This is a genomic window from Pantoea sp. ACRSB, assembly GCF_022346905.1.
Taxonomy (GTDB): Bacteria; Pseudomonadota; Gammaproteobacteria; order Enterobacterales; family Enterobacteriaceae; genus Pantoea; species Pantoea piersonii.
The window spans coordinates 383,918-410,034 of record NZ_JAKRNL010000004.1; the positions used below are offsets into that span (position 1 = coordinate 383,918).

Consider the following 26,117-nt stretch of genomic DNA (forward strand, 5'->3'; position numbering starts at 1 on the left):
GATCGTTCCGCACAATGCGTGTCGGGGTAGCGCTATTTCATTATAATGAATATCGCTGTTGGCAAACCGCTGTCAATAAATACCCGGGCAAAGGAGATAGCTATTACTTATTACCCCTATAAGGAACAGCTATAGATGGGCAAAAGGGTTAAAGCAACGGCTTTAGCCGCAATATGTGAGATATGGCATTTTCACAAAATAAAACGTTGACAGCGGCAACATAAATTTCATTATAGTGAAAAAGACGTTCGCCCTTTTCATATTGATACAGGAGTGAGTTATGTCTGTTGCCCCTAAAAAAAGCCTGCTGAATCTTTTTATGACGATGAGTCTGGCTGCCGTAGTCAGCGTGAGCGCTCAGGCGGCCACGCTGACGGCGGGTTCGCCCCCCTCCAGCGCGCCGACCACTTTTCTGAATACGCAGAACGGCAAAATTGAAGGCTTTATGCCCGATGTCGCGGCGGAGGTGGCCAGGCGCCAGCATCTGGAGATGAATTTTACCGCCGTACCGTTCCCCACGCTGATCCAGTCAGTTATCGCGGGAAAGATCGATATGATCGTGGCCGGTATGACGCCCACGCCTGAGCGGGCAAAACGCATCGGCTTTTCACAGCCGGTTACCGCTTTCGGCGCAGGGCTGGTGGTGCGTGACGACAACAGCAAACAATATGCTTCGATGCAGGATCTGAAAGGCGAAGTCGTAGGCACCATGGCGGGTACAGACTATACGCAGAGCCTGATGCAGAGCAGTATCGCCAAAGAGGTGAAGGTTTATGATAGCCCGGCAGATATGACGCGCGATCTCTCACTGGGCCGCATCGCGGCGGGCATGAACGACTATCCCATTCTGAAAGCGCAGGCGAAAGCGGGCGGACTAAAAGGGATGCACGTCGTGGAGGGTTATAAGCCTGAGCATGTCTCTCCCATGGCGTTCGGTGTGAAAAAAGGAAACGATAAGCTGCTGGCGGAAATTGACAGCGCCTTAACCGCAATGAAGCAGGACGGCTCGCTTCAGACCATCAAACAGAAGTGGGGCATGCCTTAATTAAGCGCAGGGCGGTAGCCAGGCGTGACGGCAAAGGAAGATCATCAGATGAAGAATGCAACGCAACATCAGGCGGAACCTGGTGCCGCCGAAACGGATATCGGGTCGCGGCTGAAAACCCTGCGCAAGGCGCGCAATCTGACCATTACCGAACTGGCGCTGCTGGCGAACGTTTCCGCTGGCGCGATCAGTCAGATTGAACGCAACCTGACGAATCCCACCGTTCGGGTGCTGGAGCAGCTTCGACAGGTGCTGAAAGTGCCGCTGACGGCCTTTCTGGAAGAGAGCGACGTATCGCTGCGCGGCGCGGAGCATTACGTCCGCCGCTGCACGGAACGGCCGCACTTTAACGTCGGCAAACGCGGCATTGCCAAAGAGATGCTGTCGCCGTCGGGCGATCACGATATGCAGTTTATGGTGATCCATATCCCTGCGGGCGTTCGCTCCGACGAGATACTTATTGGGCAAGGCGAGAAGGCGGGCATTGTGCTGGAAGGAGAACTGACGCTGGAAATCAATGGCGACACCGCGCGCCTGCTGACCGGCGACAGCTTTCAGTTTAAAAGCCACCTGCCGCATAACATTTTCAACCATACGGACAGCGACGCCAGAGTGTTGTGGATTATGCATATTCCGCCTGAGCAGCATCTCTGAACGCCCTGAATATAAAGGTTCTTCTATGCGCATAAAAATAAATGCCGTTACGGACAGCCCAACCTTTCCTGAGCAGGTTGACGCTATCGTTATCGGCGGCGGCATTATCGGCACCTCCGTCGCTTATGAACTGGCGAAGCAGGGCGTTTCCGTGGCGCTGTTTGAAAAGGGCGCGATCGGCGGGGAGCAGTCCGGACGCAACTGGGGCTGGGTAAGACAACAGAACCGCGACCTTTACGAACTGCCGCTGGCGATGCGCAGTCTGCAACGCTGGGAGGAGCTGGGCGGCGAAATCGGGCTGGATCTCGGCTTTCGCCGCAGCGGCATTCTTTACGGCACGCAGAACGAAGCGGATGTCGCGCGCTGGGAAAAGTGGGGCAAGCAGGCGAAGCAGATCGGTTTCGTCAGCCAGCTGCTTTCGCCGGGAGAGGTGCGTGAACGGCTGGGCGATCGGGCGCGCTGGGCAGGCGGCATCTGGTCGCCGACCGACGGGCGCGCCGAGCCTTCGCTGGCCGCGCCCGCTATCGCTGTCGGCGCGCAAAAGCTAGGCGCCTCTGTTCATCAGCGCTGCGCGGTGCGCGGGCTGGATATCAGCGCCGGGCGCATTTCCGGGGTCTGGACCGAGCGCGGCCGCGTGCGCGCCAGCCAGGTGATCTGCTGCGGCGGCGCGTGGAGTTCTCGCTTCTGCAAGCAGTATGGCATAGAGCTGCCCAGCGCCAATATCCTCGGCACCGCGTTTAAAACCACGGCGGCGCCGGAGGTGATTCAGGGCTGTCTGAGCATGCCGGAGCTCTGTATCCGTCGTCGGCTGGACGGCAGCTATACCGTGGCTATTCCCGGCCGCGGCCAGCTCGATCTCGCGCCGCAAAATATCCGCTACGCGACAAAGTTCTATCCGATGTACCGCAGCAAGATCGCCAAAAAGCTCAAGCTTCGTCTCAACGGCTCCTTTTTTAACGGGCCGGAGGCAGCAGGCTCCTGGTCGAACGACGCGGTATCGCCGTTCGAGAAGATCCGCGTACTCGATCCCAAACCCGATCGGCACATTCTGGACGAAGCGCTGCGCACGCTGGTTAAGGCTTTTCCTGCGCTGGAGGGAATAAAAATCGATCACGCCTGGGGCGGCTGGATTGATACCACGCCGGATCTGGTGCCGGTTATCGACGAAATGCAGAGCGTGCCCGGTCTGTTTATCGCGTCAGGCTTTAGCGGACACGGTTTTGGCATCGGCCCTGGCGCGGGCCTGCTGTGCGCGCAGCTAATGACTAACCATCAGCTCTTTACGGATATTACGCCCTATCGCCTGGGGCGCTTCGCCAGAGGTAATGCGATCCGCGAGCCGCAGATGATGTAAATGCAAAAGCCCGCCGTAGCGGGCTAAAGCGGACTACTGACGCAGCGGTTCGCCACGCACCGGCGTCTCGCCAGCGACAAAGTAGCTTGCCGTCGAGGCGGGAAGCGGCTGGCGACCGCGAATATTATCCGCGATTTTCTCGCCGATCATAATGGTCGTCGCATTCAGGTTGCCGGTGATGATCAGCGGCATAATCGACGCATCGACAACGCGCAGTCCTTCCATGCCATGCACGCGTCCTTCCGCATCCACTACCGCCATTTCGTCGCTGCCCATTTTGCAGGTGCCACACGGATGGTAGGCAGTTTCCGCATGGTTACGCACAAACTCATCCAGCTGCTCGTCGGTTTCGCACGCCACGCCGGGGCTGATCTCGCGGCCGCGGAATCTATCCAGCGCAGGCTGATTGATAATCTCGCGCGTAATGCGGATCGCATCGCGGAATTCGTGCCAGTCCTGCTCGCTGGACATGTAGTTGAACAGAATGGCCGGATGACGACGCGGATCGCGCGATTTAATACGCACATGGCCGCGGCTCGGCGAGCGCATCGAGCCGACGTGACACTGGAAACCGTGGGCGTTAACCGCGTTCGAGCCGTTGTAGTTAATGGCGACCGGCAGGAAGTGATACTGAATATTCGGCCAGGCGAACTCTTCGCGGCTGCGGATAAAGCCGCCCGCCTCAAAGTGGTTGCTGGCGCCGATGCCGGTGCCGTTAAACATCCACTCTGCGCCGATCTTCGGCTGGTTCCACCACTTCAGCGCGGGGTAGAGCGAAACCGGCTCTTTACACTCGTACTGCAGATACATCTCCAGGTGATCCTGAAGATTTTCGCCCACGCCGGGCAGGTCGTGCACCACGGGAATGTCAAAGGAGTTCAGCAGGTCGGCAGCGCCAACGCCGGAACGCTGCAGGATTTGCGGGGATGCGATAGCACCAGCGCAGAGCAGCACCTCACGCCGCGCATGCGCCTGATGCGACGTGTTGCTCGCGCCCAGCAGATACTGCACGCCGACGGCGCGCTTGCCGTCGAACAGAATGCGATCGGTGGTGGCATGGGTAATGATTTTCAGGTTCGGCCGGTTTTTCGCCTGGTCGAGATAGCCGCGCGCGGTGCTGGAGCGGCGGCCCTGCGGCGTGACGGTGCGATCCATCGGGCCGAAGCCCTCTTGCTGGTAGCCGTTAAGGTCTTCGGTGCGCGGATAGCCCGCCTGGACGCCCGCTTCAACCATAGCGGCGAACAGCGGATTGTTGCCAGCCTTCGGCGTCGCCACGCAGACGGGGCCATCGCCGCCATGATAGTCATTCGGCCCGATATCGCGCGTTTCCGCTTTGCGGTAGTAGGGCAGGCAGTTGAGATAACGCCAGGACTCCAGGCCCGGCGCCTCCGCCCAGCCGTCGAGATCCATCGCATTGGCGCGGATATAGCACATGCCGTTGATCAGCGATGAGCCACCCAGTCCTTTGCCGCGGCCGCACTCCATGCGGCGGTTGTTCATATAGGGTTCCGGCTCGGTCTCGTAAGCCCAGTTGTAACGTTTTCCCTGTAAAGGGTAGGCGAGCGCCGCAGGCATCTGCGTGCGAAAATCCATACGGTAATCAGGGCCACCCGCTTCCAGCAGCAGAACAGTGACATCGCTCTCTTCGGTCAGTCGGGTAGCCAAAACATTTCCTGCGGATCCGGCTCCGATAATGATGTAATCAAATTCCATTAGTCGCTCCTCAGGTTTAATCATTAATCAAAATACAGACTGAAAACGGCTCAGCTCGACCTGCACAGACTTCACCTGGGTGTAGTTCTGCAGGGTCATCAGCCCGTTTTCCCGGCCAACGCCGGAGTGCTTGTAGCCGCCAACCGGCATCTCTGCGGCCGATTCGCCCCAGGTATTGATCCAGCAGATACCCGCTTCAATCTGGTGGATAACGCGGTGCGCGCGGTTGAGATCCTGAGTGACCAGGCCAGCCGCCAGGCCATACTCCGTCGCGTTGGCGCGGCGCACCACTTCCTCTTCGCTCTGGTAAGTCAGAATCGACATCACCGGCCCGAAGATCTCTTCGCGCACGATAGTCATCTCATCGCGGCAGTCGGTAAAGACGGTGGGCTCGACCCAGGCACCGTTGTCGAAGTCCGCGCCCTGCATGCGTTTGCCGCCGCACAGCAGGCGCGCGCCTTCCGCAACGCCGCTCTCGATGTAGCGCATAACGTTATCGCGATGGCTGAAGCTCACCAGCGGGCCAAAGTTAGTCTCTGGATCGTTCAGATCGCCAGCGCGGATGCGCGCGACGCGCGCCAGGATTTTCTCTTCAAACGCCGCCTGAAGGCTGGCCGGTACAAAGACGCGCGTGCCGTTGGTGCAGACCTGGCCGGAGCTGTAAAAATTGGCCATCATGGCGATATCGGCGGCCAGATCGAGATCGGCATCGTCGAAAATAATCAGCGGCGACTTCCCGCCCAGCTCCATGGTGACCTCTTTCAGGGTCGATCCTGCCGCGTTGGCCATCACTTTTTTACCGCTAGCGACGCCGCCGGTAAAAGAGACTTTATCGATGCCGGGATGCTCAGTCAGCAGCTGGCCGGTGACCGCGCCGCTGCCCGGCAGGACGTTGAAAACGCCGTCGGGCACGCCAGCTTCGCTGTAGATCTCCGCCAGCTTCAAGGCGGTAAGCGGCGTTACTTCGCTCGGCTTAAAGATCATCGCGTTGCCCGCTGCCAGCGCTGGCGCGGATTTCCACAGCGCAATCTGAATCGGGTAGTTCCACGCGCCGATGCCCGCGACCACACCGAGCGGCTCGCGGCGCGTATAAACGAAAGAGGTGTCGCGCAGCGGGATCTGCTGCCCCTCCAGCGACGGGATCAGGCCCGCGTAGTACTCCAGCACGTCTGCGCCGGTGACGATATCGACGCTGGCGGTTTCGCTCAGCGGCTTGCCGGTATCCAGGGTTTCCAGCGCGGCCAGCTCGTCGTTGCGCGCGCGCAGAATATCCACCGCGCGGCGGAGAATGCGCGAGCGCTGCATGGCGGTCATCGCCGCCCAGACTTTCTGGCCTTTACGCGCGGCTGCAACGGCGCGATCAACGTCAGCGCGGCCTGCTTCATGAACCTTCGCCAGCACTTCGCCGTTGGCGGGGTTGATCGTGTCAAAGGTGTCGCCAGCCGCTGCGGGGACATAAGCGCCATCAATATAGAGGTGCTGCTCTGCGAATCGGGACATGGTTCCTCCTTATCAGGAATGAGTGTTGCCAGCTAACTGCTGACGAATGAACTGGGTAGTGAGCGAAAGCGCAAGCTGTAAATCGAACGGCTTGCCGCCCAGCGCCGCGCGCAGCCAGAGGCCGTCTATCAGGGCCGCCAGGCCATAAGCGGCAGTCCGCGCCGCCTCGCGCGGCAGCTCGCGGCGAAACTCCGCGGCCAGCGATGAGAAGAGTCGGCTGCTGCTGACGCGCTCCAGCCGGTTAAGCTGGGGTTGATGCATGCTGCTCGACCAGAAATCGAGCCAGGCCTTCATCGCCGCCTTATGCAGCTGGCTTTCATCGAAGTTGCCCTCGACGATGGCGCAGAGGCGCGCTTCGGTGCTGGCGCCAGCCAGCGGCTTCAGCCTGCTCGCCACCGCGTCGCGCAGCTGGCGCGTGACGTCACGCATGGTGGCTTCCAGCAGGCCGTTTTTGTCTTTGAAGTAGTGACTGATGATGCCGGTCGATACGCCTGCACGCCGCGCAATCTGCGCGATAGTGGCGTCGTTAATTCCGACTTCATTAATCGTCTCCAGGGTTGCATCAATCAGTTGCCGACGTCGTATCGGCTGCATTCCCACCTTTGGCATGACAAGCGCTCCGCCCTAACACAAGTGCACTATTAGAACTTTTATTGATTGAACGTTCAATATAAAAAAGAAAGTTGTTAGGATACTGTGCCTTGATTGTTGCAAAGCGCAACGTATCGCTTCAGGCTTTACCGCTACGCTTAATTGTCAGGAGGAGAAAAATAAAGGAGACGCGTTGACACGCGGAGGACAATATAACCTGTTGAATTTATTATAAACCAGAGGTAACTGATGACTAATCCACCTGCAAGTGAAAAGGACAGAATCAATCCCGTAGTGTTCTATTTTTCGGCCGGGCTGATTCTGACATTTTCACTGGTGACGATACTCTACAGCGAACAGGCCGGCGCATGGATCCAGGCGGCAGTGAACTGGGTATCGTCTACGTTCGGCTGGTATTACATGCTGGCCGCTACGCTTTACATCGTATTCGTGTTGTTTATGGCCTGTTCGCGCTTTGGCGCAATTAAGCTCGGCCCGGAACAGTCAAAGCCGGAGTTTAGCCTGCTGAGCTGGTCCGCCATGCTGTTTGCCGCGGGCATCGGTATCGACCTGATGTTTTTCTCGGTGGCTGAACCGGTGACGCAGTATATGCAGCCCCCGGAAGGGGCGGGGCAAACGCTTGAAGCCGCGCGTCAGGCAATGATCTGGACGCTTTTCCACTACGGTCTGACTGGCTGGTCGATGTATGCGCTAATGGGCATCGCGCTGGGCTACTTCAGCTATCGCTACAACCTGCCGCTTACCATCCGCTCGGCGCTCTATCCCATCTTCGGCAAACGTATTAACGGCCCCATCGGACATACCGTCGATATCGCAGCGGTGGTCGGTACGATTTTCGGCATCGCCACTACGCTCGGCATCGGCGTCGTACAGCTCAATTACGGCCTGAACGTTCTGTTCAATATTCCCGAGGGGCTGGCGGCGCAGACCGCGTTGATCGTGCTGTCGGTCGTTATCGCTACGATTTCGGTCACGTCCGGCGTCGATAAGGGCATTCGCATTCTCTCTGAACTGAACGTGGCGCTGGCGCTCGGCCTGATCCTGTTCGTGCTCTTTTTCGGCAAAACCGATTTCCTGCTTAACGCGCTGGTGCTCAACGTCGGCGACTATATCAACCGTTTTATGGGCATGACGCTTAATACGTTCGCTTTCGATCGCCCCACGCAGTGGATGAACAGCTGGACGCTCTTCTTCTGGGCGTGGTGGGTCGCCTGGTCGCCGTTCGTCGGCCTGTTTCTGGCGCGCATTTCACGCGGGCGCACCATTCGCGAGTTCGTGCTGGGCACGCTGATTATTCCTTTTACCTTCACGCTGCTGTGGCTGTCGGTATTCGGTAATGCCGCGCTCTATGAGATCATTCACGGCAACGCCGGATTTGCGCAGGAAGTGATGGCGCATGCGGAACGCGGCTTCTATCTGCTGCTGGAGCAGTATCCCGCCTTTAAGCTGAGCGCTTCGGTGGCGACCATCACCGGGATGCTGTTTTACGTCACGTCGGCGGATTCAGGCTCGCTGGTGCTCGGCAACTTCACCTCGAAGCTGAAGGATATCAACAGCGATGCGCCGAACTGGCTGCGTATCTTCTGGTCTGTCGCCATTGGCGTGCTGACGCTGAGCATGCTGATGACCAACGGCATCTCCGCGCTGCAAAACACCACGGTGATTATGGGGCTGCCGTTCAGCTTCGTGATCTTCTTTGTTATGGCCGGTCTTTATAAATCGCTGAAGGTGGAAGATTATCGCCGCGCCAGCGCCAGCCGCGATACGGCGCCCTATCTGGCGGCCAGCAGCGATCGCCTGAGCTGGAAAAAGCGCCTGTCGCGTCTGATGAACTACCCTGGCTCGCGCTATACCCAGCAGATGATGGACAGCGTGATCTTTCCCGCGATGCAGGAGGTTGCGAAAGAGCTGGAGCTGCGTGGTGGTCGCGTCACGCTCGATCGCCATGAAGCAGAAGATAACGCGCTGGGCTATATCGATTTGCGCGTAAACCTGGGCGAAGAGCAGGATTTCGTTTATCAGGTGTGGCCGCAGCAATATTCGGTGCCGGGCTTTACCTACCGCGCGCGCAGCGGTAAATCGACCTATTACCGGCTGGAAACCTTCCTGCTGGAAGGGAGCCAGGGCAACGATCTGATGGACTACAGCAAAGAGCAGGTGATTATCAATATTCTCGATCAGTACGAGCGTCACCTGAACTTTATCCATCTTCATCGTGAAGCGCCGGGCAACAGCGTAACGTTCCCCAGCCTGTAACGCTCCGGCTGGCGCTACAGGCCACAGGGTAAACGTCGCGCTAAGGCGCGCAGAAGAAGCGAGCAGGGATGCCGCTTTTACCCGCCAGTCATTCGCGCGCTGCGCCAGCGGTCATAGTAGATATGCTCCGCCTGGAAATCCGCAGCGCCCGCTTTGCCGGTCAGACGAACGGCCAGGGTAAAAGCAAAATCAAAGGCGACGCCCAGCCCTCTGCCGCTGAGCAGGTTGCCATCCTCAACCACGTCCGCCATCACATACTCGCCATCCTCATAGTGCATCCAGAGCTCGCCGGAGCAGGTGTAGCGACGTCCCTTCAACAGTCCGTTGCCCGCCAGCACGCGCGCTGCTGCGGAACAGATGGGCGCGATGAGCTTGCCCGCCTCGTCGTGGCGCTGGATAAACGTGCTGACTGCCGGATTCGCGGCAAGGCTGGTGGTACCTTCCGGGCCGCCGGGAATAATCACCGCATCGAACAGCGGGAGCTGCTTTTCTTCAAGCAGCAGATCGGCAAGCGTGACTACACCGTGATAGCTGACCACCTGACGCTCGGGATGGCAGGCGATGGTCTTCACCTCAATCCCCAGGCGGCTAAGTATATCGAGGGTAATAAAGGCCTCGGCTTCTTCAAAGCCGGGCGCCAGTAAGAGTGCAGCTTTCTTTGACATCCTCTCTCCTTGCAACTGTCATCTGGAACGGATCAAATAAAAGTAAAACAGCGTTTCATTTATATCCTGGTTATCCCGCAATTGACAGTATCCTGGGCTGAGGGAAGGGCTTTCCTGCAACCGAGCCAGAGACGAAGCGGACTAATGGGAAAGCATGGCTGCGTGATGTTCTCTTACCAGGGCAACAAAATCATTCACATAGTCGATACCGGACTTTTCAGGCAGCGCCGCCAGCCATATATCGGAAAACAGCCCGTACTCGGTGATCGGCAGGGTTGTTACATAGCCTTTTTGCGCATAGTTCGCCACGGCCCAGACAGGCAGAGTTGCGATTCCGCGCTCGCTGGCAACCTGCTGAACGATGGCCATCGTCAGCTCCGTTGTTTTACGGCGAACAGCAATGCCGGCCGGCTTAAGCAGTTTTCTGATGACATCAATACGCTCCTCTGGCACCGCATAGGTGATCAACGTCTTATCAGCAAAGTCTTCCGCCTCAAGCCAGGGCCGGGCGGCCAGGGGATGGTTTACCGGCAAAACGCCGAGCATTTGATATTCAAACAGATGGTGGTGAACCAGATTATCAGTCTCTTCAACCTCGTCCACGATGGCGACATCGGCCCGGTCTTGCAGCAGCAGCCCCACCGGATCGGACTGAAACCCTGAAACTATCTCAACTTCAACGTCATCCCATTTTTTTCGGAACGCATCCATCACCGGCATCAGCCATTCGTAGCAGGTGTGGCACTCCAGCGTGACGCGCAGCACACCGCGCTGGCCGTCTGCAAACTGATAAAGATCGCGATCGGCCGCCTGCAAGGCAGGGACAACGTTTTCCGCCAGCTGCAGCAGGCGTTTACCGGCAGGTGTGAAGATAACCGGCGATGTTTTTCTTAAAAACAGCGTAATGCCGTAGTGATCTTCCAGAAATTTTATCTGCTGTGAGAGTGCGGACTGCGTAACGTGCAACGCCATCGCGGCGCGCGTCAGGCTGCCGGTACGCTTAAGGGCCAGCAGCGTGTGCAGATGCTTTAATTCAATCGGGGTATCAGTTGCCATGGTTAACCGAAGCAGGGTGCCTGTGCCCCCAGTGTATCTAACAGAGCAGCGCGGATACAGAAAAGAGCGGGCGGGGAGAGAAACCCTTATTAAAAATTAGGGCTTCGGCTAACCATTAGGTTAGGGCAGCGAGGCTTTAAGTCTCTGGGCTGCTTTTAGCAGATTATCTTCAGAAACGGTGACATACGATAAACGTAACGTTGATTTATCAGGATTATCACAGTAGAAGAATTCACCAGGCACGTATACCACACCGTTTTGCAGGGTCGATTTTAACCATTCGGTGGTATTAAATTCATCGTTAAAGGTGGCCCACAGAAACATTCCACCAAGCGGACGATGGAAGCGAATACGCTCGCCCATCTCAGACTGAAGCGCCGCGCAAAGCGCATCGCATTTCTTTTTATATTCCGTACGGATTAAATCTATCTGCGACGCTAATCTGCCGGTTTCTAAATAGTGACGCGTCAGGGACTGTGACAAAGAGCTGGTATGCAAGTCTGTCGCCTGTTTAAGGATGACCACCTGTTGTTTCAGCCAGTCGGGCAGTGAAATCCAGCCTACGCGTGCGCCAGGTGCCAGGATCTTTGAGAAGGTCGAGGTATAAATAACGCGATCGCTTGCCTTTATCTCTTGCGCAAATGATTTGAGAGGCCTGAACGTTTCGTTGGTGAAGTTAATTTCGCTGTAGGGATCGTCTTCGAAGATAATAAAATCGTGCTCTTGCGCTAACGCCACCAGCTTCTGACGGCGAGAGGCGGAAAGGGTCACGCCGCTGGGATTGCCAAAGGTAGGCACAATATAGACGGCTTTGATCTTTTGCCGTTTCACCAGCTCTTCGAGTTCGTCAACGATCATCCCTTCGCCATCGGTGCCGACAGAGGCCAGACGGGCTTCCGCCAGCTGGAAGACCTGAAGCGCGGCCAGATAGGTTGGGCGCTCAACGACAATGGTATCGCCGGGGTTGATTAACGCTCTCGCCAGTAGATCCAGCGACTGCTGAGAGCCAGATGTCACGACGATGTCATCCGGTGTCGAGTCGATGCCGCGTTCAGACATAATCTGAGCGATCGCCTCTCTTAATTTCGGATCGCCTTCACTGAGTCCATACTGAAACGCGTCGCGCCGATCTGTTGTCATCAGGCGGTCCATCGCTATCTGTAGCCCCTCGGTATCGAACAGATCAGGGTTCGGGATACCGCCGCCAAGGGATATAACGCCTTCCATTTTGCTGTGCTTCAGCAGCTCGCGTATTGCAGATGATTGCAGATGTTTAACTCTGTGGGCCAGGTTGTGCGACAACATAGATGTTACCTTTTTCTAAATTTAACCCTGTTTAGATAACACAGTTCATTGATTCTGATAATGGCTTTCTGCGCTCTATCTGCGCAACCCGGCATTAATTTTTCCATTATTACAGCGGTTAATGATGAGCCGTGGTTTTACTTACGTTATTTGCTTAATTCATCGTCAACAGGGAGGCGCGCATTTATTTCGCAGCAGGATAATTGCGCCTGGAAAACATAGCTGCTTACGCCGCAGGTTATTTAAACCCGCCATTACGTAACGGGAATAAGGTCGTTTAACTGAATAGAGTTAAAGAGAGCATTTTAGCTAAGAAGAGAACTAAGCCAGCACGCATCTGACAGAGCGCGTGCCAGCCAGCCGTTCCGTTAACCTGGAGGTAATTACATGCTCAGCAGCGCGTAGCCCTGGTTTTGCAGGGTGGTAACCGTCGTGAGCGCCGAAAGAGTATGGATCACAGGCTTGGCAATCCAGCGCGGATCATAGCGGTGCCAGGCCAGCGCCTGGTCGCATACGGTAACTTGAACGCCCTGTTTTTTCAGTTCCGAGATAAGCGGGAGGTTGGGGTTATCCATACCAAAGCGCTCTTTAAAATGAGCGTTATCCAGCATCGCCGACGTCGCCTCGCCGTTTACCGCCACCACAAATTTCAGCTGCTGCACCGGTACGCCCGCCGCCACGTAGGTATTCACCACTTGCGCAACCTGCTCCAGCGCCGGGTTAACCTGGCCCCGGTTTTCCGCGCCGCGGCTTACCTTAAAAACCACTTTGTTGCTGAGCGCGGCGCTGGGCTGAAACGCGGCGTCCGCTTCGTAGTGGATTTTGCCATAGCCGCTTACCGCGGGCGCTGTCCAGCCCAGATCCGGATCAACCGACGACGACAGTGCCGGCTTTGCAGGCCGCAGCATATCACTCTGGGTCAGAGCTGCCCCAGCGATGCCGCCCACAACGGCAACGATCGCGCTAATGACAACGGAACGCATTCTGTTCTCCCTGGATTTTGTGAAAGCGCTTTGCGGCTCAGAATGGCCGGAGAAGCGCGTTTCAGAATAGTGGTCGTTCAGATAATTTTTAACCTGGTCTGAAGCCCATATCACCCTTTTTGACGCGCTTTACCACTTATTCAGATTTGTTCTAACAATATAATGAATTTTTCTTAGTAGCCGTTTTTCTCCATGATCAGGGCACAGAGGAGAAGATATGACTACATTAACGCTACATAAATGCCAAAGCGGATTAAGGCATGTTGCCCCCGGTCTGCTGCTTACCGCCGCTATCGCCCTGATTACGGCCTGGCTTGGCAACCTGCCGTCTGTGGCTCAACTTGGTCTGGGCGCGCTGACGCTGGCGATTATCGGCGGCATAATCCTCGGTAATACGCTTTATCCCGCTCTGCATACGCACTGCGACGAAGGCGTGCAGTTTGCCAAACAGAAGCTGTTGCGCCTTGGGATCATTCTCTACGGTTTTCGCCTCACCTTTCAGCAGGTGCTTGATGTGGGTATCAGCGGCGTCATCATTGATCTGCTGACCCTGACAAGCACCTTTATGCTCGCCTGCTGGCTGGGCCGCCGGATCTTAAAGCTGGATCGCGAAACCGCATGGCTTATCGGTGCCGGAAGCAGCATTTGTGGCGCGGCGGCCGTACTGGCTACTGAGCCGGTCATCAAAGCCGCCGCCTCAAAAGTTGCCGTCGCCGTTGCGACAGTGGTTATTTTTGGTACCGCCGCCATCTTTTTGTATCCGTTTATCTGGCATCAGGTTGCGCCGCTTCTGCCGGGCGTCAGCCTGACGGAATTTGGTATTTACACCGGTTCAACTATGCATGAGGTGGCGCAGGTAGTGGCGGCAGGCCATGCCATTAGCGGTGAAACCGAAAATGCAGCGGTAATTACCAAGATGCTGCGCGTATTAATGCTGGCGCCGTTCCTGGTGATTATCGGCCTGATGGTGCGTCGCGGTTCGCCTGCGCCGGGCGGCGCAAAACAGCCACTTATTTTCCCGTGGTTCGCGCTCGGATTTATTCTGGTCGCACTGTTTAACTCTGCTCATCTGCTTTCAGCCCCGACAATTGCCATTATTAATCAAGCCGACAATGTGCTGCTGGCGATGGCGATGGCGGCGCTTGGTTTGACGACCCATATTAGTCAGCTGAAAAAAGCAGGGCTGCGCCCGCTGCTTTTGGGTCTGATGCTGTTTATCTGGTTAATCCTGGGTGGGGGAGTAATTAACGTTGCGGTTCACCACTTCTTTAGCTGAGGAGGGTGAGATAAAGCTGAGATGCCCTGTTAAGGCATCTCAGCCATTTTCAATGCGCAGTGGAAACGCTGCAAGCTGCTCTCGTAATCGCTAACTGCGCGCGACTGTCGAGCCGTCTACTTTTCAAATGCGCCTTTTTCATGCGGCTCCAGCTGATTACGGCGACCTAAAATAAAGGCGCCGACAAACATCAGCAGCGTTGCCATCAGCAGAACGAAAAGCACTGACATTACGCTCCATATGGCAATCATTAACGCTGAGTTATCCTGCACATCCTGTGGGATAAGCATGCCGATAATGGCCATCAGCAGAATAATTACCGTGGAAGTAAAAAGGGTAATGTTGACTTCAAAGGCACACCAGCGGCCAAGGACGGGGGGACGCCAGGGCACAACGCCGTTAGGGTCGTAAGTGCCGCCTCCATAAAGGCGGCGTGCAAAGACGGCGAAAAAGAAACCGGCATAGGCAGCCGCTGACATCGCCGCCGCCAGCCAGAGATGTCCGTCAAATTCCATTCCCCAGATGAGCCACAGCGCAATCAGTGCAAAGCCGATATAGGACATGACCTGCCAGACCACATGAAAACGGGCGTGAGGAACCCAGCGCGGATTCGTCATATGGGTTGCATTACTGTCAAATATTGCCGGGATCGCGCTGTAGCCCAGCGTCGTTATCGTTAACAGGATTTGTAGGGTAAGGGTGTTCATAAATACTCTCCATACGGTGAACGGCAAACCTGCTGTTGTGATGTTGCCGCCACCATCTGCGACGCAGAATTATTGCGGTTTATGCCTGCTTACTCAGGTCGAGTGCGACGTCGACGATCATATCTTCCTGGCCGCCGACCATGTGTCGTCGGCCCAGTTCAACCAGAATGTCGACGGTTTTGATCCCATACTTTTTGGCTGCGGCCTCTGCGTGACGCAGAAAACTGGAGTAAACGCCCGCGTAACCTAGCGCCAGGGTTTCCCGGTCTACGCGTACCGGTCGATCCTGTAGAGGCCGAACGAGGTCGTCAGCCGCATCCATCAGTGCATAAAGATCGGCGCTGTGCTGCCAGCCAGCTTTACTGATGGCGGCAACAAACACCTCTAGCGGCGTATTGCCCGCGCCAGCCCCCATACCGGATAAGCTGGCATCCACACGGTTGCAGCCTTCTTCCAGAGCGGCAATGGAGTTGGCGACGCTCAGACCAAGGTTATTGTGAGCGTGGATACCTGTCAGAGTGCTGGCATCAAGCACATCCTTAAGCGCGCGAAAGCGCTCGCGAATGTCATTCATATTCATCGCGCCGGCGGAATCCACGACATAAACGCAGTTGGCGCCATAGCTTTCCATCAGCTTCGCCTGCTGCGCCAGCTTTTGCGGGCTAGCCATATGGCTCATCATTAAAAAGCCAACCGCGTCGATACCTTGTTCACGCGCATAGCTAAGATGCTGCTGCGAAACATCAGCCTCGGTGCAGTGCGTTGCGACGCGCACAATGCTGACGCCAGCATCGCGTGCATTACGCAAATCATGAAGCGTACCGATGCCTGGGATAAGCAGCGTGGCTATTTTCGCCCGAGAGACGCTTTCGGCAGCCGCGGCAATCCACTCGCAGTCCGTATGCGCACCGAAGCCATAGTTAAAACTGGATCCCTGAAGGCCATCTCCATGCGCGACTTCAATGCTCTCTATGCCAGCCCGATCCAGCGCGCCAGCAATTGCTTTGACCTGCTCAAGCGAATAACGATGGCGCACTGCGTGGCTGCCGTCGCGCAGCGTCACATCAGATAGGTAAACTGTCATGATGGCGTTCCCTCAAATCTACGCGCAGTACCGGCTTTTAATCGACGGTCTGCAAGGTGATCGGCGCAGGCGAGAGCGGCGGATGTCATAATATCCAGGTTGCCTGCCCAGGAAGGCAGAAAATGCGCGGCACCTTCCACTTCAATCAGTACGGTGACTCTTAACCCCTTTTGCAGTTGTGCAGCGGGAGTCAGCGCCAGCTGTTCAGCGTCCATCTCATCAAACTGCACCTGCTGTTTAAGCCGGTAGCCAGGAACATACTGCTGAACTTTTGCCACCATCTTCGCGATGCTGTCAGTAATGGTCTGGCGATCCGTTTCGGCGGTAAGCAAATAGACGGTATCGCGCATCATGATTGGCGGTTCGGCGGGATTCAGGATGATGATGGCTTTAGCCTGTTTCGCGCCGCCAACCTTCTCAAGCGCGTTTCGCGTTGTTTCGGTGAACTCATCAATGTTGGCGCGCGTGCCCGGCCCGGCGGACAAGCTGGCAATGGAAGCGACAATTTCGGCGTAATAGACGGGCGTGACCTGAGCTACCGCCGCCACAATGGGAATAGTGGCCTGTCCACCGCAGGTCACCATATTGATATTACTGGCCTCTACCTCATCCAGGTTGATTGCCGGAACCACGTAAGGGCCAATCGCCGCGGGCGTCAGATCGATAACCTGAATGCCGTATTGTTGCAGCACAGCGTTATGATGCGGATGAGCATTGGCCGATGTGGCGTCAAAAACTATATCAATATCTTTAAAGACGGGCAGGGCGACCAGCCCGTCAATACCTTCCGCGGTAATGGCGACACCTGCTTTAGCGGCGCGGGCTAACCCTTCTGAGCGCGGATCAACGCCTGCCATGGCGCCCATTTCAAGGTGCTGCGCGTTTTGCATCACCTTCATCATTAAATCGGTCCCAATATTGCCAGGACCGATAATCGCGACTTTGAGTTTATCAGACATGTTTTTCTCCTGCGGCCAGGTGGAAGCCAGCGCTGCCCAGGGATTCCATTTCGACAGAAACATAATCGCCCGGCTGGATCCATTCGGCTGCGGTAGCGCCGCCAGCCAGAACCACCCATCCAGCCTGCAAAGGCTCACCCGCCTGGGAGGCGAGTCGGGCTGCGGCGATTAGCGAGCGCAGCGGATGACCAAGCAGGGCCGCAGTGGAGCCGCTGTTCACTACGCGTCCATTAATATTTAACGTGAGGCCGAGATTGCTGAAATCCTGACGCGGGTCGCCCCAGGGGCCAATAACGAAACCGCTGGACGAGGCGTTATCGGCGATAACTTCAGGCAGCGAGAAGCGGAAGTTTTTATAACGGGAGTCGATAATTTCCAGCGCCGGGGCAATGGCTTCAACGGCGGCCAGCGCCTGCGGCGCTGTTACGTTCCCTTCCAGCGGGCGCTTAAGAATAAAAGCCAGCTCCGGCTCACAGCGCGGATGCACAAACTTGTGACTCTGCGCCATACCGCCTTCTTCAATTTGCATGGCATCGGTCAGCCGTCCCCAGATTACATCGTTAAGGCCCATCTGGAGCATTTTGGCGCGGCTGGTAAAGCCCATTTTCACGCCTGTGCGTCGTTCGCCGCGCGCCAGCCTGCGCTGAACAGAGGCGGCCTGAATCGCGTAAGCCTCTTCAAGGCTTAGCTTGCCTTCGCTGTCAAACTGAGCCATTTCTTGCGCATGGTACGCCGCGCTGTCGAGCTGCTCCGCCAACTGTTGAATGTTCATTCTGCATCCTCGCTAATCGCTGGGGCAAAGTGCGCGCGCACGCTTCCTAAGCCGTTAATGCGTGCTTCAATAATGTCGCCAGGCTCAACGCTGACCATCGGCCCCAGCGCGCCTGACAGAACGACATCGCCAGCTCTTAACGGCGTATCAAGACGCGCCATGGTTTGGGCCAGCCAGACAACGGCATTTAACGGATGGCCCAGGCAGGCAGCACCAGCGCCGGTCGATACCGGTTCACCCTGTCGCGTCATGACCATTCCACACAGGCGAAGGTCAAAGTCAGCCAGCTGTTTTGGCGTACCACCGAGTACAAACGCCCCGGAAGAGGCGTTATCGGCGATGGTATCGGTGATATGTATATCCCAGTTGCGAATGCGGCTACCGACAATTTCGATAGCGGGAAGGGCGTAATCGATAGCGCGAATAACGTCATGCAAAGCGGGTTCGCTCATCGTTAAGTCGCTTTTGAGCACGAAAGCGATTTCAGCCTCGACCTTTGGCTGGGCCAGCACAGAGGCAGGAACGGGCTGGGCATCGCCATAACACATGGTGTTGAACAACACGCCGAAATCGGGTTGATCGACGCCCAGCTGTTTCTGGACGGCCGACGAGGTTAATCCAATTTTACACCCGACCCGACGTGCGCCTGTCGCCCGCAGTCGCTGGTGGTTAATGCGCTGGATGTCATAGGCGTCTTCAATGGTTAAGCCGGGCCAGCTTTCACGTAGCGGGGCGATTGCCAGACGTTGCTCTGCGGCCTGATAAAGTGACGCGGCGGCAGCCTCTCTCTCAGCAGGCGTCATGGTTTGCCTCCTGAACCCTCTGTTGTCTCATCTTTGGTTTGCCCGCCCACGGCCCAGTGCGCTTTCGGTACTGAGGTGGCGTAAACCCGTATAGACTCCAGTGGGGCATCCAGCGTTTCGGCAACTGTATGAGCAACCGCTTTCACACAGGCTTTAACTTTATTGCTGTCGCGCCCTTCAACTAAAGAAATATGTATTACCGGCATGTTTACCTCGCCTTTACTTAACAGGTTGCTGCATAAAAAAGCAGTGCAGGTAAAAGCATGCCGGGACGAATTAATATCATCCAATGCCTAAATGGATTTATACAATACTTAAAAGGTATCTTAAAAATTACTCATAAATAAAAATCATAATAATGTGGAAAATGCATATAAAACCCTTCCCTTAGTAATATTATGATGTGTGAGCTGATTAACAAAACAAGCTATTAACGCGCATCGACGGAAAAGTTAAATTAAACGCAACAAATTATCTTTGATACCTTAAAAGCGATTGTTCACTAAAAATTATACTTTTATGGCATGGGTGAATCATGGATGTAAAACAGTTGCGTTATTTTATTGCTCTGTCAGAGGAGCGGCATTACGGACGGGCAGCCGATCGTTTACATATTACTCAACCGCCCTTGACCCGCAGCATCCAGGCGCTTGAGAAGAGCCTGGAGACACGCCTGTTCGAACGCAACAGCAAAGGCGTTGCGCTTACGCCAGCCGGTTATGTGTTGCTGGAGAAAGCACGCACGATTGTATCAATGACCCAGGACGCCGCAGAACAGACCCGTCTGGCAGGCAAAGGATTTCTTGGGCGGCTGGATGTGGGCATATTTAGCTCGGGAATATTCAACGTTATTCCACAGCTTCTCGGTGAGTTTCACCAGGCGCGACCAGGAGTGAAAATTAGCCTGCACTCAATGAGTAAGGCTGAGCAGTTAGCTGCGCTGCGTGAGAAGCGAATTGATATAGGCTTCAACCGGCTGGTGCCAAAGGAACCCGATATTGCCGTGGAGTGGGTAAGGCGAGAACCCTATATCGTGGCGATTTATGAAGATCACCCCTTGGCTAAAAAGTCTGTCATTCACCTCGCTGATCTTGATAGCGTGCCGATGATCCTCTATCCCAATACGCCCATGTATGGCCTGATGCAGCTTGTGTCAGACGCTTTCCGCCACGAAGGGGTCAGCCTGAATATCGAACAGGCGGTCGATGACGTTATGACGGCGATGGCGCTTGTTGCCTGCCGGTTTGGCATCTGTATTACGACGGAGTCCGCGGCAAATGTTAACCCGCAGGGAGTGGTATACCGGCCGTTGCTGTCATTAGAACTTCAGGATATTGAGCTGAGCTGCCTCTACCGAAAGAGCGACGACTCGCCCGTTTTAATGGCTTTTCTTAAATTATTGCGCCAGCGGAGACGCTCGCTGTCAGTCTAATGCCAGCGGGTGATGGATTAAACAGCCCTCAATCCCAGGGCTGATGCTGACGCAGGCTGCTAACGGAATAAATCAGCCCCGCCATCAACCGCCATTTGCTGACCGGTAATATTATCCGCCATCAAAAAGAGATAAGCGTCGGCCAGAACAGACGGGAAATATCTTGCGCACGCTAATTAAACAGCGGGCTAAGGTCATATAAAAAATATTTTCTTACATAGCTTATCCAGACGCTGACTGTGTACAGGAGAAGTTTTCGCAGTGTGGATGCGCACTAAATCTATACTGAGCCCACCCGGAATTACCTCAGGAAACCCTATGAAGAATAAGCTTTTTTATGGCCTGCAGTTGTTTTCACTGCTGGCGTTTTTTTTAATGCTGCCCGATGCCCATGCGGCCGATCTGGCGATGCTGAAACCTGCCGTTAGCTGCGACAGCCTGAAATCGGCTGACCTGACCGATATCGGCGGTAAAGGCAGCAGGGTCGATAGCGCCGCGGCGATCAAAATGAACAATGCGCAGTGGTGCCAGGTAGAAGGTACGCTGGCACCAGAAATCAGTTTTCGCCTGTTATTGCCGACAGACAACTGGAATCAGCGTTATATGCAGACAGGCTGTGGCGGCCTGTGCGGCTCCATCACGCTACAGCCAGGCGCTGCGGCAGGGTGCGCACCGCTTAACAGCAACGGCTTTGCTGTGGCGGCGACAAATATGGGGCACAGGGAAGATGAAGCGGACTGGGGAAACGATCCCCGGAAGCGCAGCGATTTTGCCTGGCGTGGGCAACATTTAACCGCGCTGGCGGCGAAAAAGCTCATTGCCGCGTTCTATCACAAACCGGCAGCTTACGCCTACTTCAACGGCTGCTCCGACGGTGGACGCGAAGCGCTGACAGAGGCACAGCGTTTCCCGCACGATTTTAACGGCATCATAGCGGGCGCGGCGGCCATGAACTTCCAGGTGCAGAACGCGATGTATCACGCCTGGCAGGTTGTCAGCAACCGGGACAAGGAAGGTAACGCGCTGCTGACGGCTAAGGATCTGCCTTTGATCCACCAGGCAGTGCTCAGTCAGTGCGATGCGCTCGACGGACAGAAAGATGGCCTGATCGCCGCGCCGGAAGCCTGCTATCCCAACCTGGAGACGCTTCGCTGTAAGGCGGATCAACAGGATGGCAAATGTTTGAGCAGCGCGCAGCTCACCGCGCTGAAGAAACTCTACGACGGGCCGCGCGATGAAACCGGGCGTAAGCTGATTGTCGGCGGGCCGCAGTACGGCTCTGAGCTGGCGTGGCAGGGCGTTTTTATCCCCGAAGAAAAGAGCCAGCCGGTGATGAGTTCAATGATTGCGCTTTCCTCGCTGCGTTACGTTAATTTTGTCACTAATCCGTCGCCATCCTTTACGCTCAGCGAAGTGAAGTTTGATAGCAAAACGTTCACCGAGCTGAGCAAACTGCACAACCTCTATGACGCCACTAATCCTGATTTACGCGCGTTCGCTAAAGCAGGCGGCAAGCTGATCGTGTGGCATGGCTGGGCCGATCCGCATATCTCTCCGCTGAATTCGATTGCGTACCACAATGCGCTGGGTAAAGAGATGGGCACCTCACAGCGTCAGGCCTTTGAACGTCTCTACCTGCTGCCTGGGGTTTATCACTGCTCAAACGGTGAAGGGCCGAGCCTGGTCGATTTCCTCACCCCGATGATGAACTGGGTGGAAGCGGGCAAGGCGCCTGACGCTGTGACAACCTGGCAGGCCTTACCGCAGCAGAAGAACAGCTTCGGCCAGCCTGTCGGCGCAGGCGGCAAGCCTCCGGCTAAAGGCGGGCCGGCACCAGGAGCGAAAATGGAGCGGGCCGATATGCAGCTGGAAACCATCCCGGCTAGTGCTGCGTCGCGTCCTGTTTACCCTTATCCGCGCTATGCGGTGTGGGATGGCAAAGGCGATGTAAAGCAGGCGTCGTCCTATGTGCCGAAAACCTTACCGGCGATCAACACGCATTATGACTGGGCAGGAACAGATTTTTATCAGCCTTATCAGCCCAGCCGTTGAGCGCGTTACACAGAGAAACTGACTGAAAGCGATAGTGCGCCCGGGCTGCGAAGTCCGGGCGCAAGGCATTACCAGCTGTAGCTGAGCGTCGCGAACATCGTTCGGCCGGAGCCGTAGAAGCAGGCTGTCGTGCCGCTGCAGGAGGAGACGTAGTGCTTGTTGGTCAGGTTGTTGACGTTGAACTGAAGGGTGGTGCCTTTCAGAGCGGAGCTGGCTTCGCCCAGGTCGTAGCGGGCCATCACGTCATACAGGGTATAGGCAGGCACCTTGAACGCTTCGGTATTGTCGCCGTAGCTGGTGCCGGTGTAGCGCACGCCGCTGCCCAGGGTGAAACTTTTCAGAGGCCCTTGCTGGAAGGTATAGCTGCCCCAGAGCGAGGCCATATGGCGCGGGATCGCGGCTGGCGCTTTACCGACCTGAGCGGAGGTATTGCTCTCTTTGATTACCGCGTCGGTAAAGGTGTAGCTGGCTATGACGGCGATTTCTGGCGTCAGCTGCGAGTGCAGTTCTGTTTCCACACCTTTTGAGCGCGTCTTCCCAATCTGCTCGTTATAGCCGGTCACGCTGTTGTACGAAGTAATGTTCTTCTGATCGATGTCGAACAGCGCCAGGCTCAACACCGTATCGCTGCCTTTCGGTTGGAACTTCAGGCCCACTTCCTTTTGTTCGCCGGTTGTCGGCTTAAACGCCGCGGAACCCGGCGCGCCCGAATCGAGGTTAGGCTCGAACGAGGTGCTGTAGCTGACGTAAGGCGACAGGCCGAAGTCAAAGGCATAGAGCAACGCCGCGCGGCCGGTGAACTTATTGTCGTTTTGTTGAGACAGGCTACTGTCGGTGCGATCCAGGGTGCGGACTTCGCTCCAGTCGTGACGGCCGGACAGCAGCAGATTCCAGTTTTTCCACTCCAGCTGGTCTTGCAGGTAGAGACCAATCTGGTCGAGCTTTTTCACGCTGTCGGTAGTTTTAGAAAGCTCGCTTTCATCGACAGAGATACCATAAACCGGGTTCGCCCAGTCGAAGTTATATTTATCTCCCCCGGCGCGCCACAGTTCGCTGGTGCTTTTATTCCACTTGTAATCCAGCCCGGCGACAAGGTTATGGGAGAGGGCGCCGGTATCGAATCTGGCGTTCAGGTGATTGTCGAAGGCTAGCTCATCGGTGCTGGTTTTTTCACGCTGGGCGCGGCGGGCGATATTGGTGTCGGAGATCTCCGTGTTGCTTGTGGTGTAGACCAGGTATTTGTATTTACTTTTTATATTCGAGTAGCGCAGGTTCTGCACCAGCGTGACGTTTTCATTGAAGCTGTGCTCAAACAGATAACCCACAGACGTCTGTTCGCGCTTCGACTGGTTCCAGGAGGGATCGCTAACGTTCATATCATAGGGAATATACTGCCCGTTAGCGGTTGCGGTAACGGTGCCGAGGGCAGGCAGAAAGTTGCGGTAGCCCGCTTTAGGATCGTTCTGGTAGCTGGTCAGCAGGGTAAAGCTGGTATCGCTGTTTGGCAGCCAGGTCAGGGCGGGGGCAATCGCCAGCCGCTGTTGTTTATAGTCCTTAACAAACTGGTGCTGGGTGCTGGCGATCCCATTGAGACGATAGAGCAGGGTGCGTTCGTCGTTCAGCGCGCCGCCGAAATCAAACGCCGCTTCGCCGAGATGCTTATTACCGCCGCGCACCTGAATTTTATGAATCGGCTCAGCGGTTGGGCGTTTGCTGGTCATATTGATGATCCCGCCCGGATTCACCTGGCCGTAGAGCACAGAGGCTGGACCATGTACCAGCTCCACGCGCTCAAGCAGCCACGGATCGATGTTCCCGGCTGTACTGCCCTGACCGGCCAGCCCATAGCTTAATCCATCAAGAAATTTAGGCGCGTAGCGAAAGCCGCGCACGATCACTTCATCGTTGCGGTTGGAGGAACCACGATAGTTGGTGAACGCGCCGCTGGAGTAGTTCAGCGCATCGGCAACTGTTTTGGCACCCTGCGCATCCATCTGGTCACGCGTCACGACTGAAATATTCTGCGGCGTTTTGACCAGCGAGGCCGCCATTTTTGTGCCGGCGTCGCTGCTTTTGGCGACGACGCCCTTAAGCGGCGCGGAGGGAACCTCAGATGAGGTCACGCCCGTCACCACCAGCGTTTCATCCTGCTTATCGGCTGCGTACAGAGGGAAAGAGGAGGCTATCAGCGTAGCCAGCAGGGTAAGACCACTCTTACTGGTGAAAGACGAGGTGCTTGCCCCCGCCAGATGCTTGTTTTTTATCATCATCGTTTTTTCCTGAAGTATCCGTTTCTGAAGAAGCTCTAAAACTCAGTGCGTAATGATGATTCGGCGGGGCTTTATTGCCGTTTCTTTGAGCGAAACCGATCGGTCATGCGATGAACTGAAACGGCGCTCCTGTCCGAAACGTCAACAAGCGTATTGTAAGAGCAAATTATTATCAATATCATTTGCATTAGTGACTTACACCAGTGCGCTCGCTATTTAACAGCAACACGTAACGCGTTTTACAGGTCTGGAAGGAGGAAACAGGGTGCCATATTCATCCGGCGCGGCTGCCGCTTTACTGGCAAAAAACGAGGCAGGAAGCCCGACCTGGTGGCAGCAGATAGCCAGGATCGGCACGCCGATTGTGGAAGAGATGCCTGGCGAATCCCGCCTGAAACTGACCTTTTTGTGGCGCGATCCGCAAGGCGATGAAACCACCTCTTCCATTTGCCGGGTCTACCTCGATATTAACGGCGTAACAGATCATCACAGTTTTTCACCCGTAAGCCTTGAGCGCCTGACCGGCAGCGATATCTGGATGGCATCTGTTCAGCAAGCCAGTGACTGGCGCGGTAGCTATAGCCTGATTCCCATCAGCAAAGCGCAGCTTCCGCCGCAAGCGAAAGGGACGCCCGAACAGCGGCGCAGGCAGCAGCGCGAATGGTGGCGCTCGCTGTTTCCTTTCGCTATTGCTGACCCACTGAACCCCTGCGCGCCGCATGGCAACGCTCGCGGGGTGCGTTTATCCGGCATTCATCTGCCTGATGCCCTTAGCCAGCAGGCGTGGCATGAGGTCGATGCCGGGCGCGCGCCTGAGGTTGATGAAAAGCATTTTCGATTCGACTGGAACAGCGTGCGGCTGGGTAACCGGCGACGCTGCTGGCTCTGGCGGCCCGCAGAGGCAGAAGAGGCAGATCTGCCGCTGGTGGTGGTGCTGGACGGGCAGAACTGGGCAATCAGCATGTCGCTGCTTCCTGTGCTGGAGCAGCAAACCCGACAGGGGGATCTGCCTGCGGCGGCGTGGCTGATGATTGACGCTATTGATGACGCCACTCGCTCCCGCGAGCTGGCCTGCAACGCTGATTTCTGGATAGCGGTAGAGGAAGAACTTCTCCCTCTTGCCAAAAAGATCGCCCCCTTTACCGACGATCCCGCGTTAACCGTGGTGGCCGGGCAGAGCTATGGCGGTCTCGCCGCGCTGTACGCCGGGCTTTACTGGCCGCAGCGGTTCGGCTGCGTGCTCACCCAGTCTGGCTCTTTCTGGTGGCCAAACATGAAGTTTATGACTCACTACGAAGCGCGCGAGCAGCACGAGAAAGGCTACCTCATACAGCAGGTTTCACGGCGGCCGAACGCCGTTCCGCTGCGCATATTTCAGGAAGCAGGGCTGCTTGAGCAGGACATTCTTTTTGTAAACCAGCAAATGCGCCAGGCGCTGCTGGAAGCCGGGCATAAGGTGCATTATCGCAGCTATCACGGCGGCCATGACCTGCTGTGCTGGCGCGGAGGCTTAACCGATGGGGTTCGCTGGCTGCTCGGACAGCAGCTCATGCAGACGCATTACAAAGCCGCCGCGTTCGACTAAAGGAGCGCTATACGCGGGCGCAACCAGCTTTTGC

Annotated in this window: 22 protein-coding genes; 8 read left to right on the forward strand and 14 right to left on the reverse strand. The window is 56.1% G+C overall.

What is annotated here, in order from left to right; translation table 11 throughout:
- The first annotated feature begins 280 nt into the window (after positions 1 to 280).
- Genes MHZ89_RS15000 through MHZ89_RS15010 form a run of 3 tightly spaced genes read left to right on the forward strand, consistent with a single transcriptional unit; the run spans position 281 to position 3,053 of the window.
- On the forward strand, positions 281 to 1,045 hold the full coding sequence (locus MHZ89_RS15000) for an ABC transporter substrate-binding protein (RefSeq protein ID WP_311783671.1): 765 nt from the start codon (positions 281 to 283) through the stop codon (positions 1,043 to 1,045).
- 48 nt (positions 1,046 to 1,093) lie between these two features.
- The gene (locus MHZ89_RS15005) at positions 1,094 to 1,699 is read left to right on the forward strand and encodes a cupin domain-containing protein (RefSeq protein ID WP_311783672.1); all 606 of its coding nucleotides are present in this window, start codon (positions 1,094 to 1,096) and stop codon (positions 1,697 to 1,699) included.
- Between the two features lie 25 nt (positions 1,700 to 1,724).
- Entirely contained in the window at positions 1,725 to 3,053 is a 1,329-nt protein-coding gene (locus MHZ89_RS15010; RefSeq protein ID WP_311783673.1) for an FAD-binding oxidoreductase, read from the forward strand.
- Positions 3,054 to 3,086: 33 nt separating this feature from the next.
- Here MHZ89_RS15010 and betA read toward each other — a convergent pair whose 3' ends face one another.
- Genes betA through betI form a run of 3 tightly spaced genes read right to left on the reverse strand, consistent with a single transcriptional unit; the run spans position 3,087 to position 6,875 of the window.
- The gene (gene betA, locus MHZ89_RS15015) at positions 3,087 to 4,766 is read right to left on the reverse strand and encodes a choline dehydrogenase (RefSeq protein ID WP_311783674.1); all 1,680 of its coding nucleotides are present in this window, start codon (positions 4,764 to 4,766) and stop codon (positions 3,087 to 3,089) included.
- Positions 4,767 to 4,793: 27 nt separating this feature from the next.
- Positions 4,794 to 6,266, reverse strand: a complete 1,473-nt coding sequence (betB, locus tag MHZ89_RS15020) for a betaine-aldehyde dehydrogenase (protein ID WP_311783675.1) — start codon at positions 6,264 to 6,266, stop codon at positions 4,794 to 4,796.
- A gap of 12 nt (positions 6,267 to 6,278) precedes the next feature.
- Positions 6,279 to 6,875 carry a transcriptional regulator BetI gene (betI, locus tag MHZ89_RS15025; protein ID WP_311783676.1) on the reverse strand — a complete coding sequence of 199 codons (597 nt, stop codon included), beginning with the start codon at positions 6,873 to 6,875 and terminating at the stop codon, positions 6,279 to 6,281.
- A 231-nt stretch (positions 6,876 to 7,106) separates the two neighbouring features.
- Between betI and MHZ89_RS15030 the strand changes: the two genes are divergently transcribed.
- Positions 7,107 to 9,134, forward strand: coding sequence for a choline transporter (locus MHZ89_RS15030; protein ID WP_311783677.1), 2,028 nt, complete (start codon positions 7,107 to 7,109; stop codon positions 9,132 to 9,134).
- 77 nt (positions 9,135 to 9,211) lie between these two features.
- Here the strand turns inward: MHZ89_RS15030 and MHZ89_RS15035 are convergent, their stop codons facing one another.
- From MHZ89_RS15035 to MHZ89_RS15050, 4 genes are all read right to left on the reverse strand, one after another.
- Positions 9,212 to 9,799: a DJ-1/PfpI family protein gene (locus tag MHZ89_RS15035; RefSeq protein ID WP_311783678.1), complete on the reverse strand. Its 588-nt coding sequence runs from the start codon at positions 9,797 to 9,799 to the stop codon at positions 9,212 to 9,214.
- Between the two features lie 141 nt (positions 9,800 to 9,940).
- Positions 9,941 to 10,855 carry a LysR family transcriptional regulator gene (locus MHZ89_RS15040; RefSeq protein ID WP_311783679.1) on the reverse strand — a complete coding sequence of 305 codons (915 nt, stop codon included), beginning with the start codon at positions 10,853 to 10,855 and terminating at the stop codon, positions 9,941 to 9,943.
- Positions 10,856 to 10,975: 120 nt separating this feature from the next.
- Positions 10,976 to 12,160, reverse strand: a complete 1,185-nt coding sequence (locus tag MHZ89_RS15045) for a PLP-dependent aminotransferase family protein (protein WP_311783680.1) — start codon at positions 12,158 to 12,160, stop codon at positions 10,976 to 10,978.
- Positions 12,161 to 12,543: 383 nt separating this feature from the next.
- Positions 12,544 to 13,143: a DsrE family protein gene (locus tag MHZ89_RS15050; RefSeq protein WP_311783681.1), complete on the reverse strand. Its 600-nt coding sequence runs from the start codon at positions 13,141 to 13,143 to the stop codon at positions 12,544 to 12,546.
- Positions 13,144 to 13,360: 217 nt separating this feature from the next.
- Between MHZ89_RS15050 and MHZ89_RS15055 the strand changes: the two genes are divergently transcribed.
- On the forward strand, positions 13,361 to 14,419 hold the full coding sequence (locus tag MHZ89_RS15055) for a YeiH family putative sulfate export transporter (protein WP_311783682.1): 1,059 nt from the start codon (positions 13,361 to 13,363) through the stop codon (positions 14,417 to 14,419).
- A 116-nt stretch (positions 14,420 to 14,535) separates the two neighbouring features.
- Here MHZ89_RS15055 and MHZ89_RS15060 read toward each other — a convergent pair whose 3' ends face one another.
- From MHZ89_RS15060 to MHZ89_RS15085, 6 genes are all read right to left on the reverse strand, one after another.
- Positions 14,536 to 15,126, reverse strand: coding sequence for a hypothetical protein (locus MHZ89_RS15060; protein ID WP_311783683.1), 591 nt, complete (start codon positions 15,124 to 15,126; stop codon positions 14,536 to 14,538).
- A gap of 79 nt (positions 15,127 to 15,205) precedes the next feature.
- The gene (gene dmpG, locus MHZ89_RS15065) at positions 15,206 to 16,210 is read right to left on the reverse strand and encodes a 4-hydroxy-2-oxovalerate aldolase (protein WP_311783684.1); all 1,005 of its coding nucleotides are present in this window, start codon (positions 16,208 to 16,210) and stop codon (positions 15,206 to 15,208) included.
- Positions 16,207 to 17,169, reverse strand: coding sequence for an acetaldehyde dehydrogenase (acetylating) (locus MHZ89_RS15070; protein WP_311783685.1), 963 nt, complete (start codon positions 17,167 to 17,169; stop codon positions 16,207 to 16,209). The genes dmpG and MHZ89_RS15070 overlap by 4 nt, the downstream gene beginning before the upstream one ends.
- Positions 17,162 to 17,941: a fumarylacetoacetate hydrolase family protein gene (locus MHZ89_RS15075; RefSeq protein WP_311783686.1), complete on the reverse strand. Its 780-nt coding sequence runs from the start codon at positions 17,939 to 17,941 to the stop codon at positions 17,162 to 17,164. Before MHZ89_RS15075 ends, MHZ89_RS15070 begins: the two co-directional genes overlap by 8 nt.
- The gene (gene mhpD, locus MHZ89_RS15080) at positions 17,938 to 18,744 is read right to left on the reverse strand and encodes a 2-keto-4-pentenoate hydratase (RefSeq protein ID WP_311783687.1); all 807 of its coding nucleotides are present in this window, start codon (positions 18,742 to 18,744) and stop codon (positions 17,938 to 17,940) included. The genes MHZ89_RS15075 and mhpD overlap by 4 nt, the downstream gene beginning before the upstream one ends.
- Complete coding sequence (locus MHZ89_RS15085) at positions 18,741 to 18,950, reverse strand: tautomerase family protein (RefSeq protein ID WP_311783688.1); 210 nt, start codon at positions 18,948 to 18,950, stop codon at positions 18,741 to 18,743. The genes mhpD and MHZ89_RS15085 overlap by 4 nt, the downstream gene beginning before the upstream one ends.
- 329 nt (positions 18,951 to 19,279) lie before the next feature.
- On the opposite strand from MHZ89_RS15085, the gene MHZ89_RS15090 reads away from it, so the two are divergent.
- Both MHZ89_RS15090 and MHZ89_RS15095 read left to right on the forward strand, forming a co-directional pair.
- Positions 19,280 to 20,176: a LysR family transcriptional regulator gene (locus MHZ89_RS15090; protein WP_311783689.1), complete on the forward strand. Its 897-nt coding sequence runs from the start codon at positions 19,280 to 19,282 to the stop codon at positions 20,174 to 20,176.
- Positions 20,177 to 20,494: 318 nt separating this feature from the next.
- Positions 20,495 to 22,228 (forward strand): tannase/feruloyl esterase family alpha/beta hydrolase, encoded by a 1,734-nt coding sequence (locus MHZ89_RS15095; RefSeq protein ID WP_311783690.1) that lies wholly within the window; start codon positions 20,495 to 20,497, stop codon positions 22,226 to 22,228.
- A 68-nt stretch (positions 22,229 to 22,296) separates the two neighbouring features.
- Here MHZ89_RS15095 and MHZ89_RS15100 read toward each other — a convergent pair whose 3' ends face one another.
- On the reverse strand, positions 22,297 to 24,498 hold the full coding sequence (locus MHZ89_RS15100; protein ID WP_409373286.1) for a TonB-dependent siderophore receptor: 2,202 nt from the start codon (positions 24,496 to 24,498) through the stop codon (positions 22,297 to 22,299).
- Between the two features lie 265 nt (positions 24,499 to 24,763).
- Here MHZ89_RS15100 and fes point away from each other — a divergent pair, with 265 nt between their 5' ends.
- Positions 24,764 to 26,083 carry an enterochelin esterase gene (gene fes, locus MHZ89_RS15105; protein WP_311783691.1) on the forward strand — a complete coding sequence of 440 codons (1,320 nt, stop codon included), beginning with the start codon at positions 24,764 to 24,766 and terminating at the stop codon, positions 26,081 to 26,083.
- Positions 26,084 to 26,117: the final 34 nt, after the last annotated feature.

Coding starts and splice junctions, on each gene's coding strand:
- betB (WP_311783675.1), bottom strand. CDS start 6,266: ATGTCCCGATTCGCAGAGCAGCACCTCTATATTGATGGCGCTTATGTC.
- MHZ89_RS15060 (WP_311783683.1), bottom strand. CDS start 15,126: ATGAACACCCTTACCCTACAAATCCTGTTAACGATAACGACGCTGGGC.
- MHZ89_RS15050 (WP_311783681.1), bottom strand. CDS start 13,143: ATGCGTTCCGTTGTCATTAGCGCGATCGTTGCCGTTGTGGGCGGCATC.
- MHZ89_RS15090 (WP_311783689.1), top strand. CDS start 19,280: ATGGATGTAAAACAGTTGCGTTATTTTATTGCTCTGTCAGAGGAGCGG.
- MHZ89_RS15045 (WP_311783680.1), bottom strand. CDS start 12,160: ATGTTGTCGCACAACCTGGCCCACAGAGTTAAACATCTGCAATCATCT.
- MHZ89_RS15055 (WP_311783682.1), top strand. CDS start 13,361: ATGACTACATTAACGCTACATAAATGCCAAAGCGGATTAAGGCATGTT.
- MHZ89_RS15035 (WP_311783678.1), bottom strand. CDS start 9,799: ATGTCAAAGAAAGCTGCACTCTTACTGGCGCCCGGCTTTGAAGAAGCC.
- MHZ89_RS15030 (WP_311783677.1), top strand. CDS start 7,107: ATGACTAATCCACCTGCAAGTGAAAAGGACAGAATCAATCCCGTAGTG.
- MHZ89_RS15100 (WP_409373286.1), bottom strand. CDS start 24,498: ATGATGATAAAAAACAAGCATCTGGCGGGGGCAAGCACCTCGTCTTTC.
- MHZ89_RS15095 (WP_311783690.1), top strand. CDS start 20,495: ATGAAGAATAAGCTTTTTTATGGCCTGCAGTTGTTTTCACTGCTGGCG.
- MHZ89_RS15085 (WP_311783688.1), bottom strand. CDS start 18,950: ATGCCGGTAATACATATTTCTTTAGTTGAAGGGCGCGACAGCAATAAA.
- MHZ89_RS15040 (WP_311783679.1), bottom strand. CDS start 10,855: ATGGCAACTGATACCCCGATTGAATTAAAGCATCTGCACACGCTGCTG.
- MHZ89_RS15005 (WP_311783672.1), top strand. CDS start 1,094: ATGAAGAATGCAACGCAACATCAGGCGGAACCTGGTGCCGCCGAAACG.
- MHZ89_RS15075 (WP_311783686.1), bottom strand. CDS start 17,941: ATGAACATTCAACAGTTGGCGGAGCAGCTCGACAGCGCGGCGTACCAT.
- MHZ89_RS15000 (WP_311783671.1), top strand. CDS start 281: ATGTCTGTTGCCCCTAAAAAAAGCCTGCTGAATCTTTTTATGACGATG.
- mhpD (WP_311783687.1), bottom strand. CDS start 18,744: ATGACGCCTGCTGAGAGAGAGGCTGCCGCCGCGTCACTTTATCAGGCC.
- MHZ89_RS15070 (WP_311783685.1), bottom strand. CDS start 17,169: ATGTCTGATAAACTCAAAGTCGCGATTATCGGTCCTGGCAATATTGGG.
- dmpG (WP_311783684.1), bottom strand. CDS start 16,210: ATGACAGTTTACCTATCTGATGTGACGCTGCGCGACGGCAGCCACGCA.
- betA (WP_311783674.1), bottom strand. CDS start 4,766: ATGGAATTTGATTACATCATTATCGGAGCCGGATCCGCAGGAAATGTT.
- betI (WP_311783676.1), bottom strand. CDS start 6,875: ATGCCAAAGGTGGGAATGCAGCCGATACGACGTCGGCAACTGATTGAT.
- MHZ89_RS15010 (WP_311783673.1), top strand. CDS start 1,725: ATGCGCATAAAAATAAATGCCGTTACGGACAGCCCAACCTTTCCTGAG.